A 15357-nucleotide genomic window follows, 5' to 3' on the forward strand; every position below is an offset into this window, starting at 1 on the left:
GGGGGGGCGGGGGGGGCGGGGGGGGGGGGGGGGGGCGGGGGCCTCCGGGGTGGGGGGTTCCGGAACGTATATTTACGGCCCTGGGGGCCACAAATACACGGAAGCTTCCGGAACCCCCCACCCCTGCGGCCCCATCACCCTCACGTCTCGTCCGCGGCTGACCCCCATCGCCGCTGTGCCAGGAACGGCCTCTCGGACTCGCCGTCCCCGCGGCTGGGTATGCCCCGGCACCGTCACGTCTTGTCCGCGGCTGACTCCCTTCGCCGCTGAGCCAGGAGCGGCCTCGCGGCCGTCGCCGTTGCTGTGGCTGGGTTTGCCCCGGCACCGTCGCGTCTTGTCCGCGAGGGTCAGTCCGTGCGCAGCGACCGTGCCAGGTCCCGTACCGCGGCGGCCGCGCGGGTGTGCAGCCCGCCGCCGAAGGTGACCCGGGTGGCGCCGAGTTCGCCCAGTTCGCGCGGTGACGGGCCGTCGGGCACCGCGAGGGCGTTGAGCGGGCAGCCGATCCCCGCGGCGAGCTCCGGCAGCAGCCGGGGCGGCGCGAAGATCGGGTACACGCAGTCCGCGCCGGCCGCCGCGTACAGCCGTCCCCGTTCGATCGCTTCGTCCGGGCCGCGGTCGCCCCGCAGGAAGGTGTCGACCCGGGCGTTGATCACCAGGGCGTCGCCCGCGGCCTCCCGCACCGCTGCCAGCCGGTCCGCCTGCCGGCGGGCGTCCTCCAGACCCGTACGGTCCGGTGCGGAGTCCTCCAGGTTGCAGCCCGCGGCTCCCGCCTCCAGCAGCCGTTCCACGATCTCCGCCGGCGGGAGCCCGTAGCCGGTCTCGATGTCGGCGGAGACCGGGACGCCGACGGACCGGACGATCCGGGCGACCGCGGCGAACATCTCGTCGGGCGGGGTGCCGCCGCCGTCCTCGTACCCCAGGGTCGCCGAGACCCCCGCGCTCGGCGTCGCCAGGGCCGGGAAGCCCGCCTCCTCGAAGGCGCGGGCGCTCACCGCGTCCCAGGGGCCGGGCAGGACGAGCGGATCGCCCGGTGTCCGCCCGTGGTGCAGCGCCCGCAGCCGGGCGGCCGGGGCCGTCACGCGTACATCCCGGGCCGGTAGGCGCCCGGCTGGGCGCGGGTCGTCACGGCGATCCGGTTCCAGGCGTTGATGGTGATGATCATGCTGATGAGCCGGGCGAGTTCGGCCTCCTCGAACTGCTCGGCCGCCCGCGCGTACACCGCGTCCGGCACGAAGCCGTCGGTGAGGACCGTGATCGCCTCGGTGAGCGCCAGGGCCGCCCGCTCCTTCTCGGTGTAGTAGCCGGTGGCCTCCTCCCAGGCGCTGAGGAGGAAGATCCGGTCCTCGCGCTCACCGGCGGCGCGGGCGTCCTTGGTGTGCATGTCCAGGCAGAACGCACAGTGGTTGAGCTGCGAGGCGCGGATCTTCACCAGTTCGGCGAGCGTCGGGTCGACGCCCTGCTTGGAGGCCCGTTCGAGCGCCACCATGGCCTTGTAGACCTCGGGGGCGACCTCGGCGAGGTTCATCCGCGGGCCGTGCGTGCTGTGGAGCCCGGTGCCGGGCGTGGCGCCGGTGGTGGTCGTGGGGGCGGGGGTGTTCGTGGTGTCCGTTGTCATGGGGATCACGCTATGGGGGCAGTGGCCTAGGAGTATGGTCCATTTTCATGGGGGAAACATGGGCCAATTTCGGGGCGGACCTGCATCTGGATCTGCCGCCGCGAGGGACCTCCGGAGTGCGCAGCGCGCTGATCGGCGCCCTGCGTGACGCGGTGCGCTCCGGCCGGCTGACGCCCGGCGCCCGGCTGCCGTCGTCCCGGTCCCTCGCCGCCGACCTCGGGCTGGCGCGGAACACCGTGGCGGACGCCTACGGCGAACTCGTCGCCGAGGGCTGGCTCACCGCCCGCCAGGGGTCCGGCACCCGGGTCGCCCGGCGGGCCGAACCGGTGGGCCGGCCCGGTGGCGGTGCCGGAACTCCCGGTGGCGGGACGGGGAGGCCCGGTGGCGCCGAGCCGTCCGGTGCCGCGCCGGGCGGCGGCGCCTCCCGCCCGGGCCGGCGGAGCGTGGGACCGCGGCCGGGCCCGCGCGGCGCGCCGCCGCGGCCGGTGCACAGCCTGATGCCCGGCTCGCCCGACGTCTCGGCCTTCCCGCGTGCCGCCTGGCTCTCCGCGGCACGCCGGGCGCTGTCCACCGCACCGGGCGAGGCCTTCGGCTACGGCGACCCGGCCGGGCGCCCCGAGCTGCGCCGGGCCCTCGCCGACTATCTGGGGCGGGCCCGCGGCGTGCGGGTCTCCCCGGACCGGATCGTCATCTGCGCCGGCTTCGTCCAGGGCCTGATGCTGGCCGGCCGGGCGCTGGCGGCGATGGGCCTGACCACGGTCGCGGTCGACTCCTACGGTCTGGACTTCCACTGGGAGCTGATCACCGGCGCCGGGCTGCGCACCGTGCCGCTGCCCAAGGACGAGCACGGGACCCGGGTCGGGCAACTGGAGTCCGTCCCCGAGGCGGGCGCGGTGCTGCTCACTCCGGCACACCACTTCCCCACGGGCCGGCCGCTGTCGCCGGACCGCCGGGCCGGCGTCGTCGACTGGGCGCGGCGCACCGGCGGACTGATCCTGGAGGACGACTACGACGGCGAGTTCCGCTACGACCGCCAGCCGGTGGGAGCCCTCCAGGGGCTGGACCCGGAGCGCGTGGTCTACCTGGGCACGGCGAGCAAGAGCCTGGCTCCCGGGCTGCGGCTGGCCTGGATGGTGCTGCCGCAGCACCTGGTGGGGGAGGTGCTCGCGGCCAAGAACCCCGCGGAGCAGATGACCGGCACCCTGGACCAGCTCACCCTCGCCGAGTTCATCACCGGCGGGGCCTACGACCGCCACCTGCGCGGCATGCGGCTGCGCTACCGGCGGCGCCGCGACCAGCTCGTCGCGGCCGTCGCGGAGCGCGCCCCGCACATCGCGGTCACCGGCGTCGCCGCGGGCCTGCACGCGGTGCTCGAACTCCCGCCGGGGACCGAGGACTCCGTGGTCCGGGCCGCGGCGTGGCAGGGGCTGGCGCTCGAAGGGCTCGGCCGGTTCCGCTACGACGCCACCGCGGAGGGCCCCGACGGGCTGGTCGTCGGCTACGGGGCCCCGGCCGACCACGCGTTCGGCGCCGCGATCGAGGCGCTCTGCCGGGTGCTGCCCTGAACTGGTGGGGGCGCCCTGCTCCCGGTGGCAGCAGGGCGGTCCACCCGGCCGCGGACCGCGGCGGCCCAGCCCCTACGCTGACCCCTGTTCGATCGACATGAACACGACGGGGATGAACGACATGGCAGACGCACGACGCCGAGTACGGTCCGGCACGGTGATCCTGGGCAGCATGGGAGCGCTCGCGGCGGTGCTCACCGCCTGCAGCTCCGAGCCCGACAAGCGGTGCGTGGACCGCGACAGTTACGAGTACGACAAGGGATACCGGGTCGTCGACACCAAGCAGTGCTCCGGTACGACGTCCGCCAATTACCGGTCCCGGCGCGCCGCCGCCTGGTACTACGACGCCGACGTCGAGAACGGCTGGGCCGAGGACGGCCACTTCGACCGGTCCCACAGCTCGTCCGGCGGTTCGTCCGGCGGCTCCAAGGGCGGTTCCTCGGTGGAACGCGGAGGCTTCGGCCATGGCTCCGGCCACGGCAGCAGCGGCGGCTGAGCACCGCCCATGCGACGCCACACCATCACGCCCCGCCCCGACTGGCAGGCCACGGTCGAGGAGCAGGGAGTCATCTATCCGCTGACCCGCTACCCGGACGACTCGCTGCGCCCCTACTGGGACGAGAGCGCCTACTACTCGTTCTCCCTTCCCGAGGTGGAGGCCCTGGAGGAGGTCGTCGAGGAACTGCACGGGATGTGCCTGGCCGCCGCCGAGCACATCGTCGAGCGGAAGCGTTTCGCCGACCTGGGCATCACCGACCCCCGGGTGGCCGAAAAGGTCGCCGAGTCCTGGCACCGCCGGTCCGAACAGCCCAGCATCTACGGGCGGTTCGACCTGCACTACGACGGCAGCGGCCCGGCGAAGCTGCTGGAGTACAACGCCGACACCCCCACCTCCCTGGTGGAGGCGGCCAGTGCGCAGTGGTTCTGGATGGAGGACCGGTTCCCCGGCGCCGACCAGTGGAACTCGCTGCACGAACGGCTGGTGGACGCCTGGAAGCGGCAGGCGGCCCTGCTGCCGCCCGGCGCGCCCGTCCACTTCGCGCACTCCGCGGGGGACGAGCTCGGCGAGGACCTGATGACGGTCGCGTACCTCCGCGAGACCGCCGAGCAGGCCGGGCTGGAGACCGAGGCGATCTCCATGGAGGACATCGGCTGGGACCGGCTCTCCGGACGGTTCGTCGACAAGCGGCTCCGGTTCATCCGCAGTTGCTTCAAGCTCTATCCGTGGGAGTGGCTGACCACGGACCGCTTCGGGCGGAACGTCATGGACACGCTCGACAACGGCGGAAGCACCGGCAGCACGCTCTGGATCGAACCGGCCTGGAAGATGCTGCTCTCCAACAAGGCGCTGCTCGCCGTGGCGTGGGAGCTCGACCCGGGGCATCCGAACCTGCTGCCCGCCTACCTGGACGGCCCCCGCGATCTGGCGGCCACCTCCGGGTACGTGGCCAAGCCGCTGCTGGGGAGGGAGGGCGCGGGCATCACGGTGCACGAACCGGGCGATCCCGCGACGCCCCGGGACGAGGCCTGCTGCTACCAGGAACTGGCCCCGCTGCCGGACTTCGACGGCAACCGGGTGGTGCTCGGCGCCTGGGTCGTCGAGGACGAGGCGGCGGGACTCGGCATCCGTGAGTCGTCGGGCCTGATCACGGACGCATACGCCCGCTTCCTGCCGCACGTCATCCTCTGAGGCCGGGGCCCGGCCGGGCTCGTGGCATCCGCGGGGTCCCGCACCTGTGCGGGACCCCGCGGACCCGTGCGCAGGCGCGAGACCTCAGCGGATCTCTCTGCGTGTGCGGAGAGATCCGCTGATCCCCGCCCCGGCCGTGATGCGGGGGACCCGCGCGCCGCCGCTCAGCCCCGGAGCACGCTCCGGAGCTGGTCGAGACCCCAGTCGAGGTCCTCCTTGGTGATCACCAGCGGCGGGGCGATGCGGATCGTGCTGCCGTGGGTGTCCTTCACCAGGACGCCCAGGTCCATCAGCTTCTCCGAGATCTGCCGGCCCGTGCCGTGTGCGGGGGCGATGTCCACTCCGGCCCACAGGCCGCGGCCGCGCACCGCCTCCACCGCGCCGCTCCCCACCAGCAGCCCCAGTTCGGCGTGCAGATGGTCGCCCAGCTCGGTTGCCCGCTGCTGGTACTCGCCGGTGCGCAGCATGGCGATCACCTCCAGAGCGACCGCGCACGCCAGCGGGTTCCCGCCGAAGGTGGAGCCGTGCTCGCCCGGGCGGTGCACCCCCAGCACGGCGGAGGACGAGACCACCGCGGAGACCGGGACGACGCCCCCGCCGAGCGCCTTGCCCAGCACGTACATGTCGGGGACCACGCCCTCGTGCTCGCAGGCGAACGTCCGCCCGGTGCGCCCGAGGCCGGACTGGATCTCGTCCGCGATGAACAGCACGTCCCGGGCCCGGGTCAGCTCCCGGACGCCCGCCAGGTAGCCCGGCGGCGGCACCAGCACCCCGGCTTCGCCCTGGATGGGCTCCAGCAGCACCGCGACGGTGTTGTCGGTGAGCGCCGCCTCGAGCGCGGTCAGGTCCCCGTACGGAACGATCTCGAACCCGGGCGTGTACGGCCCGAAGTCGGCGCGGGCCTCCGGGTCGGTGGAGAAGCTGATCACCGTGGTCGTCCGGCCGTGGAAGTTGTTCCGGGCCACGACGATCTTGGCCTGGTTGTCCGGAACCCCCTTGACCCGGTAGCCCCACTTGCGCGCCGTCTTCACCGCCGTCTCCACGGCTTCGGCGCCGGTGTTCATCGGGAGCACCATCTCCATGCCGCACAGCTCGGCGAGCTGTGCGCAGAAGTCGGCGAACCGGTCGTGGTGGAAGGCGCGCGACGTGAGGGTCACCCGCTCCAGCTGTGCCTTCGCGGCGTCGATCAGCCGCCGGTTCCCGTGCCCGAAGTTGAGCGCCGAGTACCCGGCGAGCATGTCGAGGTAGCGCCGGCCCTCGACATCGGTCATCCACGCTCCTTCGGCGGAGGCGACGACGACCGGCAGCGGATGGTAGTTGTGCGCGCTGTGGGCCTCGGCGGCGGCAATGCTGCGTTCCGTAGTCGTCACGGGGGTGCTCCGTTCGGTATCGGGGCCGGATGGTGCTCATTTCTATCGTCGCTCGGGCGGATTGCGAAGAAACCTTCCGGAACTCGTGGAGCGGGCTCGGACCATGGACGGTGCGGGCACGCGGCGACCGGCGGACGTGGAAGCGACCACGAGGGGGCGGAGGTCCCCGGCAAGGTCGCCGCCAAGGCCCGGGGCCGGGCCGGGATCGTGGTGAACCACAACACCGTGCCCTGCGACCCCCGCAAGCCGTTCGGCCCGTCCGGTGTCCGCACCGGCACCCCGGCGCTCACCTCTCGCCGGAGCGCCGCCGGCCGGTGCCGTCGCGCCGGCCCGCACTGTGTTTCTCGTCTCATTGGCGACAATGCGTGACAGCCCCGGCCGGAACGCCGCCCCCTCCCGGAAGCGCCCCAGCCGCTGGTGGGCCTTCAGAAAAGCGGTCCGGACCACGTCCTCCGCGTCCGCTCCAGCGCCCGGCAGGACCGCAGTACGGTGCGCGATCACGGTGTGGGCGCGCACCGGATCGGCGTACGCCTCGCACTCCCCGGCGCGCCCGCGCGCGATCACGGCGCCCTCGTCGGAACCGGTGCGGCTTCCCTTCCGCGTCCTCACACCTTTCCTGCACCGGAGACCGAGGATCGGTTCCGCACCTGAGAGAATGGGCGGCATGGCCTTCGAACGTCCCCGTGTGCTCTCCGGTATCCAGCCCACCGCCGGCTCGTTCCACCTCGGGAACTACCTCGGCGCGGTCCGCCAGTGGGTGGCGCTGCAGGAGAGCCACGACGCGTTCTACATGGTCGTGGACCTGCACGCGATCACCGTCCCGCAGGACCCGGCGGAGCTGCGCGCCAACACCCGGCTCGCCGTCGCCCAGCTGCTCGGCGCCGGACTCGACCCGGACCGCTGCACGTTGTTCGTCCAGAGCCACGTCCCCGAGCACGCGCAGCTCGGCTGGGTGATGAACTGCCTCACCGGCTTCGGCGAGGCCTCCCGGATGACCCAGTTCAAGGACAAGTCCGCCAAGCAGGGCTCCGACCGGGCCACCGTCGGTCTGTTCACGTACCCGATCCTGCAGATCGCGGACATCCTGCTCTACCAGGCCAACGCCGTCCCCGTGGGCGAGGACCAGCGGCAGCACATCGAGCTGACCCGCGACCTGGCCGAGCGCTTCAACGGCCGGTTCGGCCAGACGTTCACCGTCCCGGAGCCGTACATCGTCCGGGAGACCGCCAAGATCTACGACCTCCAGGACCCGACGATCAAGATGAGCAAGTCGGCGTCCACGCCGAAGGGCATCATCAACCTCCTCGACGAGCCCAAGGTCTCCGCCAAGAAGATCAAGAGCGCGGTGACCGACACGGGCACCGAGATCTGCTTCGACGAGGAGCACAAGCCGGGGGTGAGCAACCTCCTGACCATTTACTCCACCCTCACGGGCACAGGAATCGCCGAACTCGAGCAGAAGTACGTGGGCAAGGGCTACGGTGCGCTCAAGACGGACCTGGCCGAGGTGATGGTCGAGTGGGTGACCCCGTTCCGGGCCCGCACCCAGGAATATCTGGACGACCCCGAGACGCTGGACTCCATCCTGGCCAAGGGCGCCGAGAAGGCCCGTGCGGTCGCCGCGGAGACCCTGGCCCAGGCCTACGACCGGGTCGGGTTCCTCCCGGCCAAGCACTGAGCCGGGAGCCGCGAGCACGCCGGGAGCCCGGTGGCAAGAGTCGCTGGGCCCCGGGGCGGAGGACCGAGGACGCTCGCGGCGGCCCGGCCGACCCGCCACACTGGCCTGAGTGCCACGGCGGACGGACCGGCAGGGGCAGGACACCGGCAGTGGCACGACAGCGGTAGCACCAGAACACGACAGCGGCAGCACCAGAACACGACAGCGGCAGCATCACCACTGGTCAGCAGCGGCGGAAGCAGAGGAGAACGACGTGGGGACCGTTACGCTCGGCGTTTCGATCGCGGTCCCGGAGCCCTACGGCAGCCTGCTCCAGGAGCGGCGCGCGGGCTTCGGCGACCTCGCCGCCCACGGCATCCCGACGCACGTCACCCTCCTCCCGCCCACCGAGGTCGACCCCGCCGACCTCCCGGCCTTCCGCCGGCACCTGGCCGAGGTCGCCGCCGCCGGGCGCCCGTTCCCGATGCGGCTGAACGGCACCGGCACCTTCCGCCCGCTCTCCCCGGTCGTCTACGTCAAGCTGGCCGAGGGCATCCCCGAGTGCAGCGATCTCCAGGAAGAGATCCGCTCCGGTCCGGTCCGCCGCGAGCTGCAGTTCCCGTACCACCCGCATGTCACGGTCGCCCACGGCATCGAGGAGGAGGCGATGGACCGGGCGTACGAGGAGCTCGCGGACTACGTCGCATCCTGGACGGTGTCCGGCTTCGCGCTCTACGAGCAGGGCGAGGACGGCCACTGGCGCATGATGCACGAGTACCTGTTCGAGGCCGGTCCGGGCGTGCCCGCGCAGACGTCACCGGCCGAGGCCTCGGCCACCCACTCCCTGCGCCCCTGACCGGCTGCCCGGAGGGTCCGGCTCAGAGCCCCAGCCGCCGCGCGAGGTCCGAGGTGAACACCCCGTCCGGGTCCAGCCGCGCGCGGGCCGCGCGGAACGCGTCGGCCGCCGGGTACATCGCGGCCAGCAGCTCCGGCCGCAGCCGGGAGTCCGCCGCGAGCCGGACCCGGCCCCCCGCGTCCGCCACCTCCTCGTCGAGGGTGCCGAGCAGCTCGTCCAGGCCCGGCAGATCGGCGGGGAACTCCAGGGCCATGGCCCACCCCTCCGCCGGGAAGGACAGCAGCCCCGCCCCTCCCGGCCCCAGACGCTGGAGCACCCCCACCGCGGAGGAGCAGCCGCGCCGCGCGATCAGCCGGACGATCCGGCGCAGCGCGTCGTCCCGGTCGTGGCCCACCACGAATCCGTACCGCACCGTGGCGCCGCGCCGCGGGAGCCGGTACCAGGGCGGGGCGCCGTACAGCGGGTGGAAGAAGCCCGGGATCCTCCGGAGGTCGCCGGCCCGGTCGCGCGGCACGACCCGGCACCACAGCTCGTTGCTCAGGCCGGTCACCGTCCGCCCGAGCCGCCCGTCGAGCCAGGAGCGGGGGAGCGCCGGGGGCGACCACCGGAACCGGCCCGGCCGGAGGGCGAGCGGTGCCCGGAGGGCGCGCCGGGGGAGCGCGTCCAGCGGAGCGTGGGCGCCGCACGTCACCACCCCGCGCCCCGTCGCCGCGCCGCGCGCCAGAAGATCGATCCAGGCGGCGGAGTAGCGGTGCCGCGGGTCCGCTCCCGTCAGCCGGGCCAGCAGGTCGTCGAGGTCCTTCGCCCGCTCGCCGGCCACCGAGATCAGCGACGTCTCGACGGGCAGCAGCCGGATGGTCGCCGAGAGCACGGCGCCGGTGAGGCCCAGGCCGCCCGCCGTGGCCCGGAACTCCTCCGGGGTGTCCCGCGGGGTGAGGATCCGGATCGAGCCGTCGGCGGTCAGCAGCTCCAGGGACCGGACGTGACGGGTGAAGCTGCCGTCCGCGTACTGGTTGCGGCCGTGGACGTCCGCGCCGACCGCGCCGCCCACCGTCCCGCCGCGGCCCGCCGGAACCACCGGCACGAACCAGCCCAGCGGCAGCACCACCGCCATCAGCCGGTGCAGGCTCACCCCCGCGTCGCAGACGACCTCGCCCCGTTCGGTGTTGATCGAGTGAATCCGGTCGAGACCGGTCATGTCGAGGACGACCCCGCCCGCACGCTGCGGGGGAGCGGAGCGGCCTCCGTCGGCGTGCGAGGCGGTGACGGCGGACATGCCGGTGACCGTAGCGCCCGTTCTGGGCAAAATGTCAATACATGTCACACTACTCACCGAAAAGGGTGATCAGGGATGTGTCAGACGGGCAGTGCGGTGCCCCGGCTCCGCCGGACGCCGCACGGGAGTACCGTCCCGCACGGCACCGACAGCCCACACGGCACCGAAGATGCAGGCCACACGAGGAACGCGCGGGCCGGATGAGGAGCGCCCGGGCCGAGGGAGGGTAGACGCCCACCATGGAGTGGTTGACCCGGCTGCCCGTGATCGGGCCCGCGATGGAACGGCTGATGCGTACTCACGCGTGGCGGGCGTACGAGCGGTTGGACACCGTGCACTGGACGCGGCTGGCCGCCGCCATCACGTTCACCAGTTTCATCGCGCTGTTTCCGCTGATCACCGTCGGTGCCGCCATCGGTGCCGCGTTGCTCACCGACCACCAGCTCCAGGAGCTCAAGGACAAGGCCGCCGACCAGGTCCCCGGCATCTCCGACCAGCTCGATCTCGACGGGCTCGTCGCCCACGCCGGAACCATCGGGGTCATCGCGGGTGCCCTGCTGCTCGTCACCGGTGTGAGCTGGGTCGGCTCGATGCGCGAGTGCCTGCGCGCCGTCTGGGAGAAGGAGGAGGACCCCGGCAACCCGATCCTGCTCAAACTCAAGGACGGCGCGGTCCTGGTCGGCCTCGGCGGGGTCGGACTGGTCGCCATGGGCGGCTCGGCCTTCGCCAGCAGCGCCGTGGGCTGGCTCGCCGACCGGATCGGGATCCCCGAGGGCGGGGCCGGACGCGTCCTGCTCTTCCTCGCCGGGGTGGCGATCTCGATCCTGGCCGACTTCCTGTTGCTCGCCTATCTGCTGACCCGGCTGCCGCAGGTGAACCCGGGACGGCGGGCGGTCGTCGTCGCGGGGCTGATCGGAGCGGTCGGCTTCGAACTGCTCAAGATGCTGCTGAGCGGCTATCTGCAGGGCGTCGCCGCGAAGAGCATGTACGGCGCGTTCGGCGTCCCGATCGCCCTGATGCTGTGGATCAACTTCATGGCCAAACTGCTGCTGTACTGCGCCGCCTGGACGGCGACGCAGCGCGGCAACATGGAGACCGCGGAGCCGGAACCGGAGCCCGGCCCCGCGGACGCTCCCGGCGTCAGCCCCGGGACCGGCGGCGCACCAGATCCGGCAGCGGCCACCGGCGGTGCACCAGCAGCGCGCCCCCGGCCAGAACCACCAGCACCCCACCTGTGATCCCCGCGACGGTCCACACGCCCTTGTGGGACGGCCCCGCGACCGAGGCGTTCGTCCGCTCCCGGCGGTCCTCGCCGTGCCCGGCCGCGGGCTGCTCGTCCTCCGCGCTCTTCGGCGGGACGAGCGTGCCGACCGGCTGGACCTTCCCGGCGGCCTTGAAGCCCCAGTCGAACAGCCGCGCGGTCTCCTTGTAGACCTCGTCGTGCTCCTGGGCGGCGGGGTTCATGACGGTCACCAGCAGCACCCGGTCACCGCGCTGCGCCACGCCGGTGAAGGTCGACCCCGCGTTCGAGGTGTAGCCGTTCTTGACCCCCGCGATGCCCTTGTACGGGTCGAGGCCGAAGTCGCCGGTGAGCAGCCGGTTGGTGTTCTGGATCGCGAAGCTCTCGCGCTTCTTCTTCTTGCCCTTCTTGGTCTTCTTCTCCTCGCCGGGGAACTGCGCGGTGGCCGTCGAGCAGTACTCGCGGAAGTCCGCCTTCTGCAGCCCGGAGCGGGCGAAGAGCGTCAGGTCGTACGCGCTGCTGACCTGGCCCTTCTCGTCGTAGCCGTCCGGGGTCACCACCTGGGTGTCCCGGGCGTTCAGCTCGGTCGCGTGCCGCTGCATGTCACGGACGGTCTTCTCCTTGCCGCCGTTCATCGCGGAGAGCACGTGGACCGCGTCGTTGCCGGAGCGCAGGAAGACGCCGAGCCACAGGTCGTGCACGGAGTACGTCTGGTGCTCCTTGACCCCGACCAGGCTGCTGCCCTCGCCCATGCCGGCCAGGTCGGACGGCTGGACCGTGTGCTTCCGGTCCTTGGGCAGGCCCGGCAGCACCGTGTCGGCGAAGAGCATCTTCAGGGTGCTGGCGGGCGGCAGCCGCCAGTGCGCGTTGTGCGCGGCCAGCACGTCGCCGGACTCCGCGTCGGCCACCAGCCAGGAGCGGCCCGACAGCTTCTTCTCCGGCAGCTTCGGGGCGCCGGCCTTCAGCCGTACCTGGGTGTCCGGCTGGCCCAGCAGCTCGCCGCCGACCGTCGACATGTTCGCCGGGGGCCGGGCCTTCTCCTTCCGGCTGTCGTCCGCCGGGGCCGCGGACGCGGGAGAGGCGGAGAGGGCGGGCAGCAGGGCGGCCGCCGCGAGGGTCAACGCGGCGCCGCGGCACGGCAGTCGGGACGGGAAGCCGGATGCGGCAGTACGGAAAGCAGGCACGATGGTGAACATATATGGCGATCGTGTCCATCGAGACACCGCGGTGCGTGACCCGCGCTCCAAGACACCCCACCGGCCCCCGCTCGGGCCGTCCGGTGATACTGGAACGCATGAAGCTGAGCCGCCCCGTGTCCTGGTTCCTGCTCGCCTTCGGGGTGTGGAGCTGGTTCATCTGGATCACATTCGTCAAGAACCTCTGGAAGGACGGCAGTGGCCTCGCGTTCGACGACGCGGGTGAGCCGACCGCGTACTTCTGGGTGCACCTGCTGCTCGCGGTGACGTCGTTCCTGCTGGGGACGGCGGTCGGCGTGATCGGGCTGCGCGGGGTCCGGGCCCTGCGCCGGGAGGCCGGATCGGCCGCGGGCGGTACTGCTTCCGCTTCCGGTTCCGTTTCCGGTTCCCTTTCCGGGGCGGCCTCCGGTGACGCTGCGGGGGCCCCGGATTCCGCGTCCGGGTCCGTGACGTCCTCCGGCTCGGCCGGGTAGGGCCACCGGATGATCCTGGTCGTCGTCCTCGTCGCCGCGGCCGTTCTCGGGCTGCTGGGCGGCGTGCACTGGTATCTGTGGCGCCGCCTCGTGAAGGACACGACCGTCCCCGGCGGCCGGTGGCGGCGGGCCGGGACGGTGGCGGCGGTGCTGCTGCCGCTGACCACGGTCGGCGCGCTCGTCGGCGGCCGGGCCGGAGTGCCGTTCGCGGTGGAGCGGGCGCTCGCCTGGCCCGGCTATCTGTGGCTCGCCCTGGTGCTCTATCTCACACTGGCCCTTCTGGTGGGGGAGGCGGTGCGGCCACTGCTGCGCCGGGGGCTCGCCGCCCGCGCGGCCGCGGCCGGGGCTCCGCGGGACCGGGGCGCGGCCGAACCGGTCGCCGCCCCCGAGGCCCCGGGCCGGCCGGAACCGGCGGCCGATGCCCCCGCGGATGCCCCGGCCGCTGCCGGGGCGGCGCCCGGAGCCGCATCCGAAGCGGCGGGCGGGGCCGGAGCCGTGGCCACCGGGACGCTGGCTTCGACCGGGACGCGGGCTTCGACCGGGACGCGGGCTGCCACGGGGACCGCCGCTTCCGCTGGGACGCCTGCCTCCGCCGGGACACCCGCTTCCACCGGGCCCACCTCCGACGCCTCCGGGGCCGCCGCTGACGTCTCCGCGCCCGCCTCCGACTCGGCGTCCGTCGCCGTCTCCGGCCCCGTCGCCGTCTCCGGCCCCGTCGCCGTCTCCGGCCCCGTCGCCGTCTCCGGCCCCGACTCCGTCTCCGGCTCGGCGTCCGTCTCGGGCTCGGCGTCCGTTTCCCGTTCCGCTTCCGATGAGCCGTCCACCGGTGCCGCCCCGTCCGGAGCGCCGCTCGGCCGGAGGCTGTTCGTCGCGCGGACCGTCGCCGCCGCGGCCTCCGCGGCGGCGGTGGGCACCGTCGGGTACGGGCTCCACGACGTCCTGGACGGACCGGCGCTCAAGCGGGTCACCGTCCCCCTCGCCAAGCTGCCCCGCGCCGCCCACGGCTACCGCATCGCCGTCGTCAGCGACATCCACCTCGGCCCGATCCTGGGCAAGGCGCACACCCGGCGGATCGTGGACGCGATCAACCGCACCCGGCCCGATCTGGCCGCGATCGTCGGTGACCTGGTCGACGGAAGCGTCGCGGACCTCGGGCCCGCCGCCGAGCCGCTCGCCGGCCTCCGCTCCCGGCACGGCTCCTACTTCGTCACCGGCAACCACGAGTACTTCTCCGGCGCGGCCGCCTGGGTCGATCACGTCCGCGAGCTCGGGGTGCACCCCCTGGAGAACGCCCGGGTGGAGCTGCCCGGGTTCGACCTCGCCGGGGTCAACGACATCTCCGCCGAGAACCAGGACCCCGCGCAGGAGGGCCCGGACTACGAGAAGGCCCTCGGCGACCGGGACCCCGCACGCGCCTCCGTCCTCCTCGCGCACCAGCCGGTGGTGATCCACGACGCCGTGCGGCACGGTGTCGACCTCCAGCTGTCCGGCCACACCCACGGCGGCCAGCTCTGGCCCGGCAACTACGTCGCCGCCCTCGCCAACCCCACCGTCGCGGGGCTGGAACGGTACGGCGACACCCAGCTCTACGTCACCCGCGGCGCCGGCGCGTGGGGCCCGCCGGTCCGGGTCGGGGCCGAGTCCGACATCACCGTCGTCACCCTGGCCTCCCGCCAGGCCTGAACGCCTGCGGGCCGGAGGGCGCCTGAGGGGCACCGCGTCCGTCCCTCAGCTCTCTCCGTCCAGCAGGGACGGATTGATCCGGCGCACCACGGTCTCCAGCAGCTCCCGGTCGACCGCGGGCCACAGCACCTCCCGCGCCTCCCGGTACTTGGCCGTGAGCCGGGCGCGGTCCGCCGGGGGCAGCGCCGCCTGCCGGTCCGCGCGGGAGTTGTGGGCGTTGTCGGCGATCTTGAGAAGGGCGGCGTCCGGATCGGCGGCGAGCCCGCGCACCATGGCGGCGTACGGCACACCCGGCCGCTTGGTCACCGCGTCGACCAGCGACACCACGTCGGCGGCCACGCCTGCCGCCAGCAGCCCCTCGGCCGTCCACGCCGTGTCCTCGACGACGTCGTGCAGCAGCCCGGCCTGCGCCAGCCGCTCACTCACCGGGGCCAGGCCGTGCGCGACGGCGCGGACGTGCTCGATGTAGGGCACCCCGATCCGGTCCGTCTGTCCCGAGTGCGCCCGCGCGGCGAGCGCGTCGACCTCGGCGGACGTCAGCACGCGGCCCGCTCCGTCGCCCTTGGGCTCTCCCGCTCCGGTGCCCTGCGCCGGCGTCGGCTCGGCCCCGTCCGGGGCCGCGGCTCCGGCCGTGGGACTGCCGTCCCTCTGATCCCTCATCGGCCTCGCACCCCTGATCCTCCGTCCACAGCGCCGCCCCTGACGCTCCACCCACGGCGCCGTCCCTCACCCTTCG

General features: G+C 73.4%; 13 protein-coding genes and 3 pseudogenes. 9 read left to right on the forward strand and 7 right to left on the reverse strand.

From position 1 onward, the window contains the following. Positions 1 to 347: 347 nt before the first annotated feature. Positions 348 to 1079: an isocitrate lyase/phosphoenolpyruvate mutase family protein gene (locus ACFYYR_RS11555; RefSeq protein WP_388850118.1), complete on the reverse strand. Its 732-nt coding sequence runs from the start codon at positions 1077 to 1079 to the stop codon at positions 348 to 350. Beyond that, positions 1076 to 1615: a carboxymuconolactone decarboxylase family protein gene (locus ACFYYR_RS11560; protein WP_388850121.1), complete on the reverse strand. Its 540-nt coding sequence runs from the start codon at positions 1613 to 1615 to the stop codon at positions 1076 to 1078. Before ACFYYR_RS11560 ends, ACFYYR_RS11555 begins: the two co-directional genes overlap by 4 nt. Positions 1616 to 1662: 47 nt before the next feature. On the opposite strand from ACFYYR_RS11560, the gene ACFYYR_RS11565 reads away from it, so the two are divergent. The 3 genes from ACFYYR_RS11565 (at position 1663) to ACFYYR_RS11575 (ending at position 4870) form a co-directional block, all read left to right on the forward strand. Continuing rightward, entirely contained in the window at positions 1663 to 3180 is a 1518-nt protein-coding gene (locus tag ACFYYR_RS11565) for a PLP-dependent aminotransferase family protein (protein ID WP_388850124.1), read from the forward strand. A gap of 121 nt (positions 3181 to 3301) precedes the next feature. Continuing rightward, positions 3302 to 3676, forward strand: coding sequence for a hypothetical protein (locus tag ACFYYR_RS11570; protein WP_388850127.1), 375 nt, complete (start codon positions 3302 to 3304; stop codon positions 3674 to 3676). A gap of 9 nt (positions 3677 to 3685) precedes the next feature. Further along, entirely contained in the window at positions 3686 to 4870 is a 1185-nt protein-coding gene (locus tag ACFYYR_RS11575; RefSeq protein ID WP_388850129.1) for a glutathionylspermidine synthase family protein, read from the forward strand. A 164-nt stretch (positions 4871 to 5034) separates the two neighbouring features. Here ACFYYR_RS11575 and rocD read toward each other — a convergent pair whose 3' ends face one another. Beyond that, on the reverse strand, positions 5035 to 6240 hold the full coding sequence (gene rocD, locus ACFYYR_RS11580) for an ornithine--oxo-acid transaminase (protein ID WP_388850132.1): 1206 nt from the start codon (positions 6238 to 6240) through the stop codon (positions 5035 to 5037). Positions 6241 to 6384: 144 nt separating this feature from the next. Here rocD and glyA point away from each other — a divergent pair. Beyond that, positions 6385 to 6537, forward strand: a pseudogene (gene glyA / locus ACFYYR_RS11585) (serine hydroxymethyltransferase); the annotation flags it as partial. 42 nt (positions 6538 to 6579) lie between these two features. On the opposite strand, the pseudogene ACFYYR_RS11590 reads toward glyA, so the two are convergent. Next, a pseudogene (locus tag ACFYYR_RS11590) lies at positions 6580 to 6906 on the reverse strand (RNA polymerase sigma factor); the annotation flags it as partial. Here ACFYYR_RS11590 and trpS point away from each other — a divergent pair. Then, a complete protein-coding gene (trpS, locus tag ACFYYR_RS11595; protein ID WP_388850135.1) occupies positions 6905 to 7918 on the forward strand; it encodes a tryptophan--tRNA ligase in 1014 nt (337 codons plus the stop codon). The pseudogene ACFYYR_RS11590 and the gene trpS overlap by 2 nt on opposite strands. A 253-nt stretch (positions 7919 to 8171) precedes the next feature. Continuing rightward, entirely contained in the window at positions 8172 to 8753 is a 582-nt protein-coding gene (locus tag ACFYYR_RS11600; protein WP_388850138.1) for a 2'-5' RNA ligase family protein, read from the forward strand. A gap of 22 nt (positions 8754 to 8775) precedes the next feature. On the opposite strand, the gene ACFYYR_RS11605 is transcribed toward ACFYYR_RS11600, so the two are convergent. Next, positions 8776 to 10086 (reverse strand): FAD-binding protein, encoded by a 1311-nt coding sequence (locus tag ACFYYR_RS11605; protein ID WP_388850141.1) that lies wholly within the window; start codon positions 10084 to 10086, stop codon positions 8776 to 8778. Between the two features lie 182 nt (positions 10087 to 10268). Between ACFYYR_RS11605 and ACFYYR_RS11610 the strand changes: the two genes are divergently transcribed. Beyond that, positions 10269 to 11267 (forward strand): YihY/virulence factor BrkB family protein, encoded by a 999-nt coding sequence (locus ACFYYR_RS11610; RefSeq protein WP_388850144.1) that lies wholly within the window; start codon positions 10269 to 10271, stop codon positions 11265 to 11267. Here ACFYYR_RS11610 and ACFYYR_RS11615 read toward each other — a convergent pair. Further along, a complete protein-coding gene (locus tag ACFYYR_RS11615; protein ID WP_388850147.1) occupies positions 11170 to 12465 on the reverse strand; it encodes a D-alanyl-D-alanine carboxypeptidase family protein in 1296 nt (431 codons plus the stop codon). The two genes, ACFYYR_RS11610 and ACFYYR_RS11615, sit on opposite strands and share 98 nt — an antisense overlap. Positions 12466 to 12563: 98 nt before the next feature. Here ACFYYR_RS11615 and ACFYYR_RS11620 point away from each other — a divergent pair. Both ACFYYR_RS11620 and ACFYYR_RS11625 read left to right on the forward strand, forming a co-directional pair. Beyond that, positions 12564 to 12800, forward strand: a pseudogene (locus tag ACFYYR_RS11620) (SCO4848 family membrane protein); the annotation flags it as partial. Between the two features lie 147 nt (positions 12801 to 12947). Continuing rightward, positions 12948 to 14621: a metallophosphoesterase gene (locus ACFYYR_RS11625; protein WP_388850150.1), complete on the forward strand. Its 1674-nt coding sequence runs from the start codon at positions 12948 to 12950 to the stop codon at positions 14619 to 14621. A 45-nt stretch (positions 14622 to 14666) separates the two neighbouring features. On the opposite strand, the gene ACFYYR_RS11630 is transcribed toward ACFYYR_RS11625, so the two are convergent. Then, on the reverse strand, positions 14667 to 15164 hold the full coding sequence (locus ACFYYR_RS11630; protein WP_388850350.1) for an HD domain-containing protein: 498 nt from the start codon (positions 15162 to 15164) through the stop codon (positions 14667 to 14669). Between the last annotated feature and the right edge of the window lie 193 nt (positions 15165 to 15357).

The organism is Streptomyces sp. NPDC001922 (assembly GCF_042891165.1).
Classification (GTDB): Bacteria; Actinomycetota; Actinomycetes; order Streptomycetales; family Streptomycetaceae; genus Streptomyces.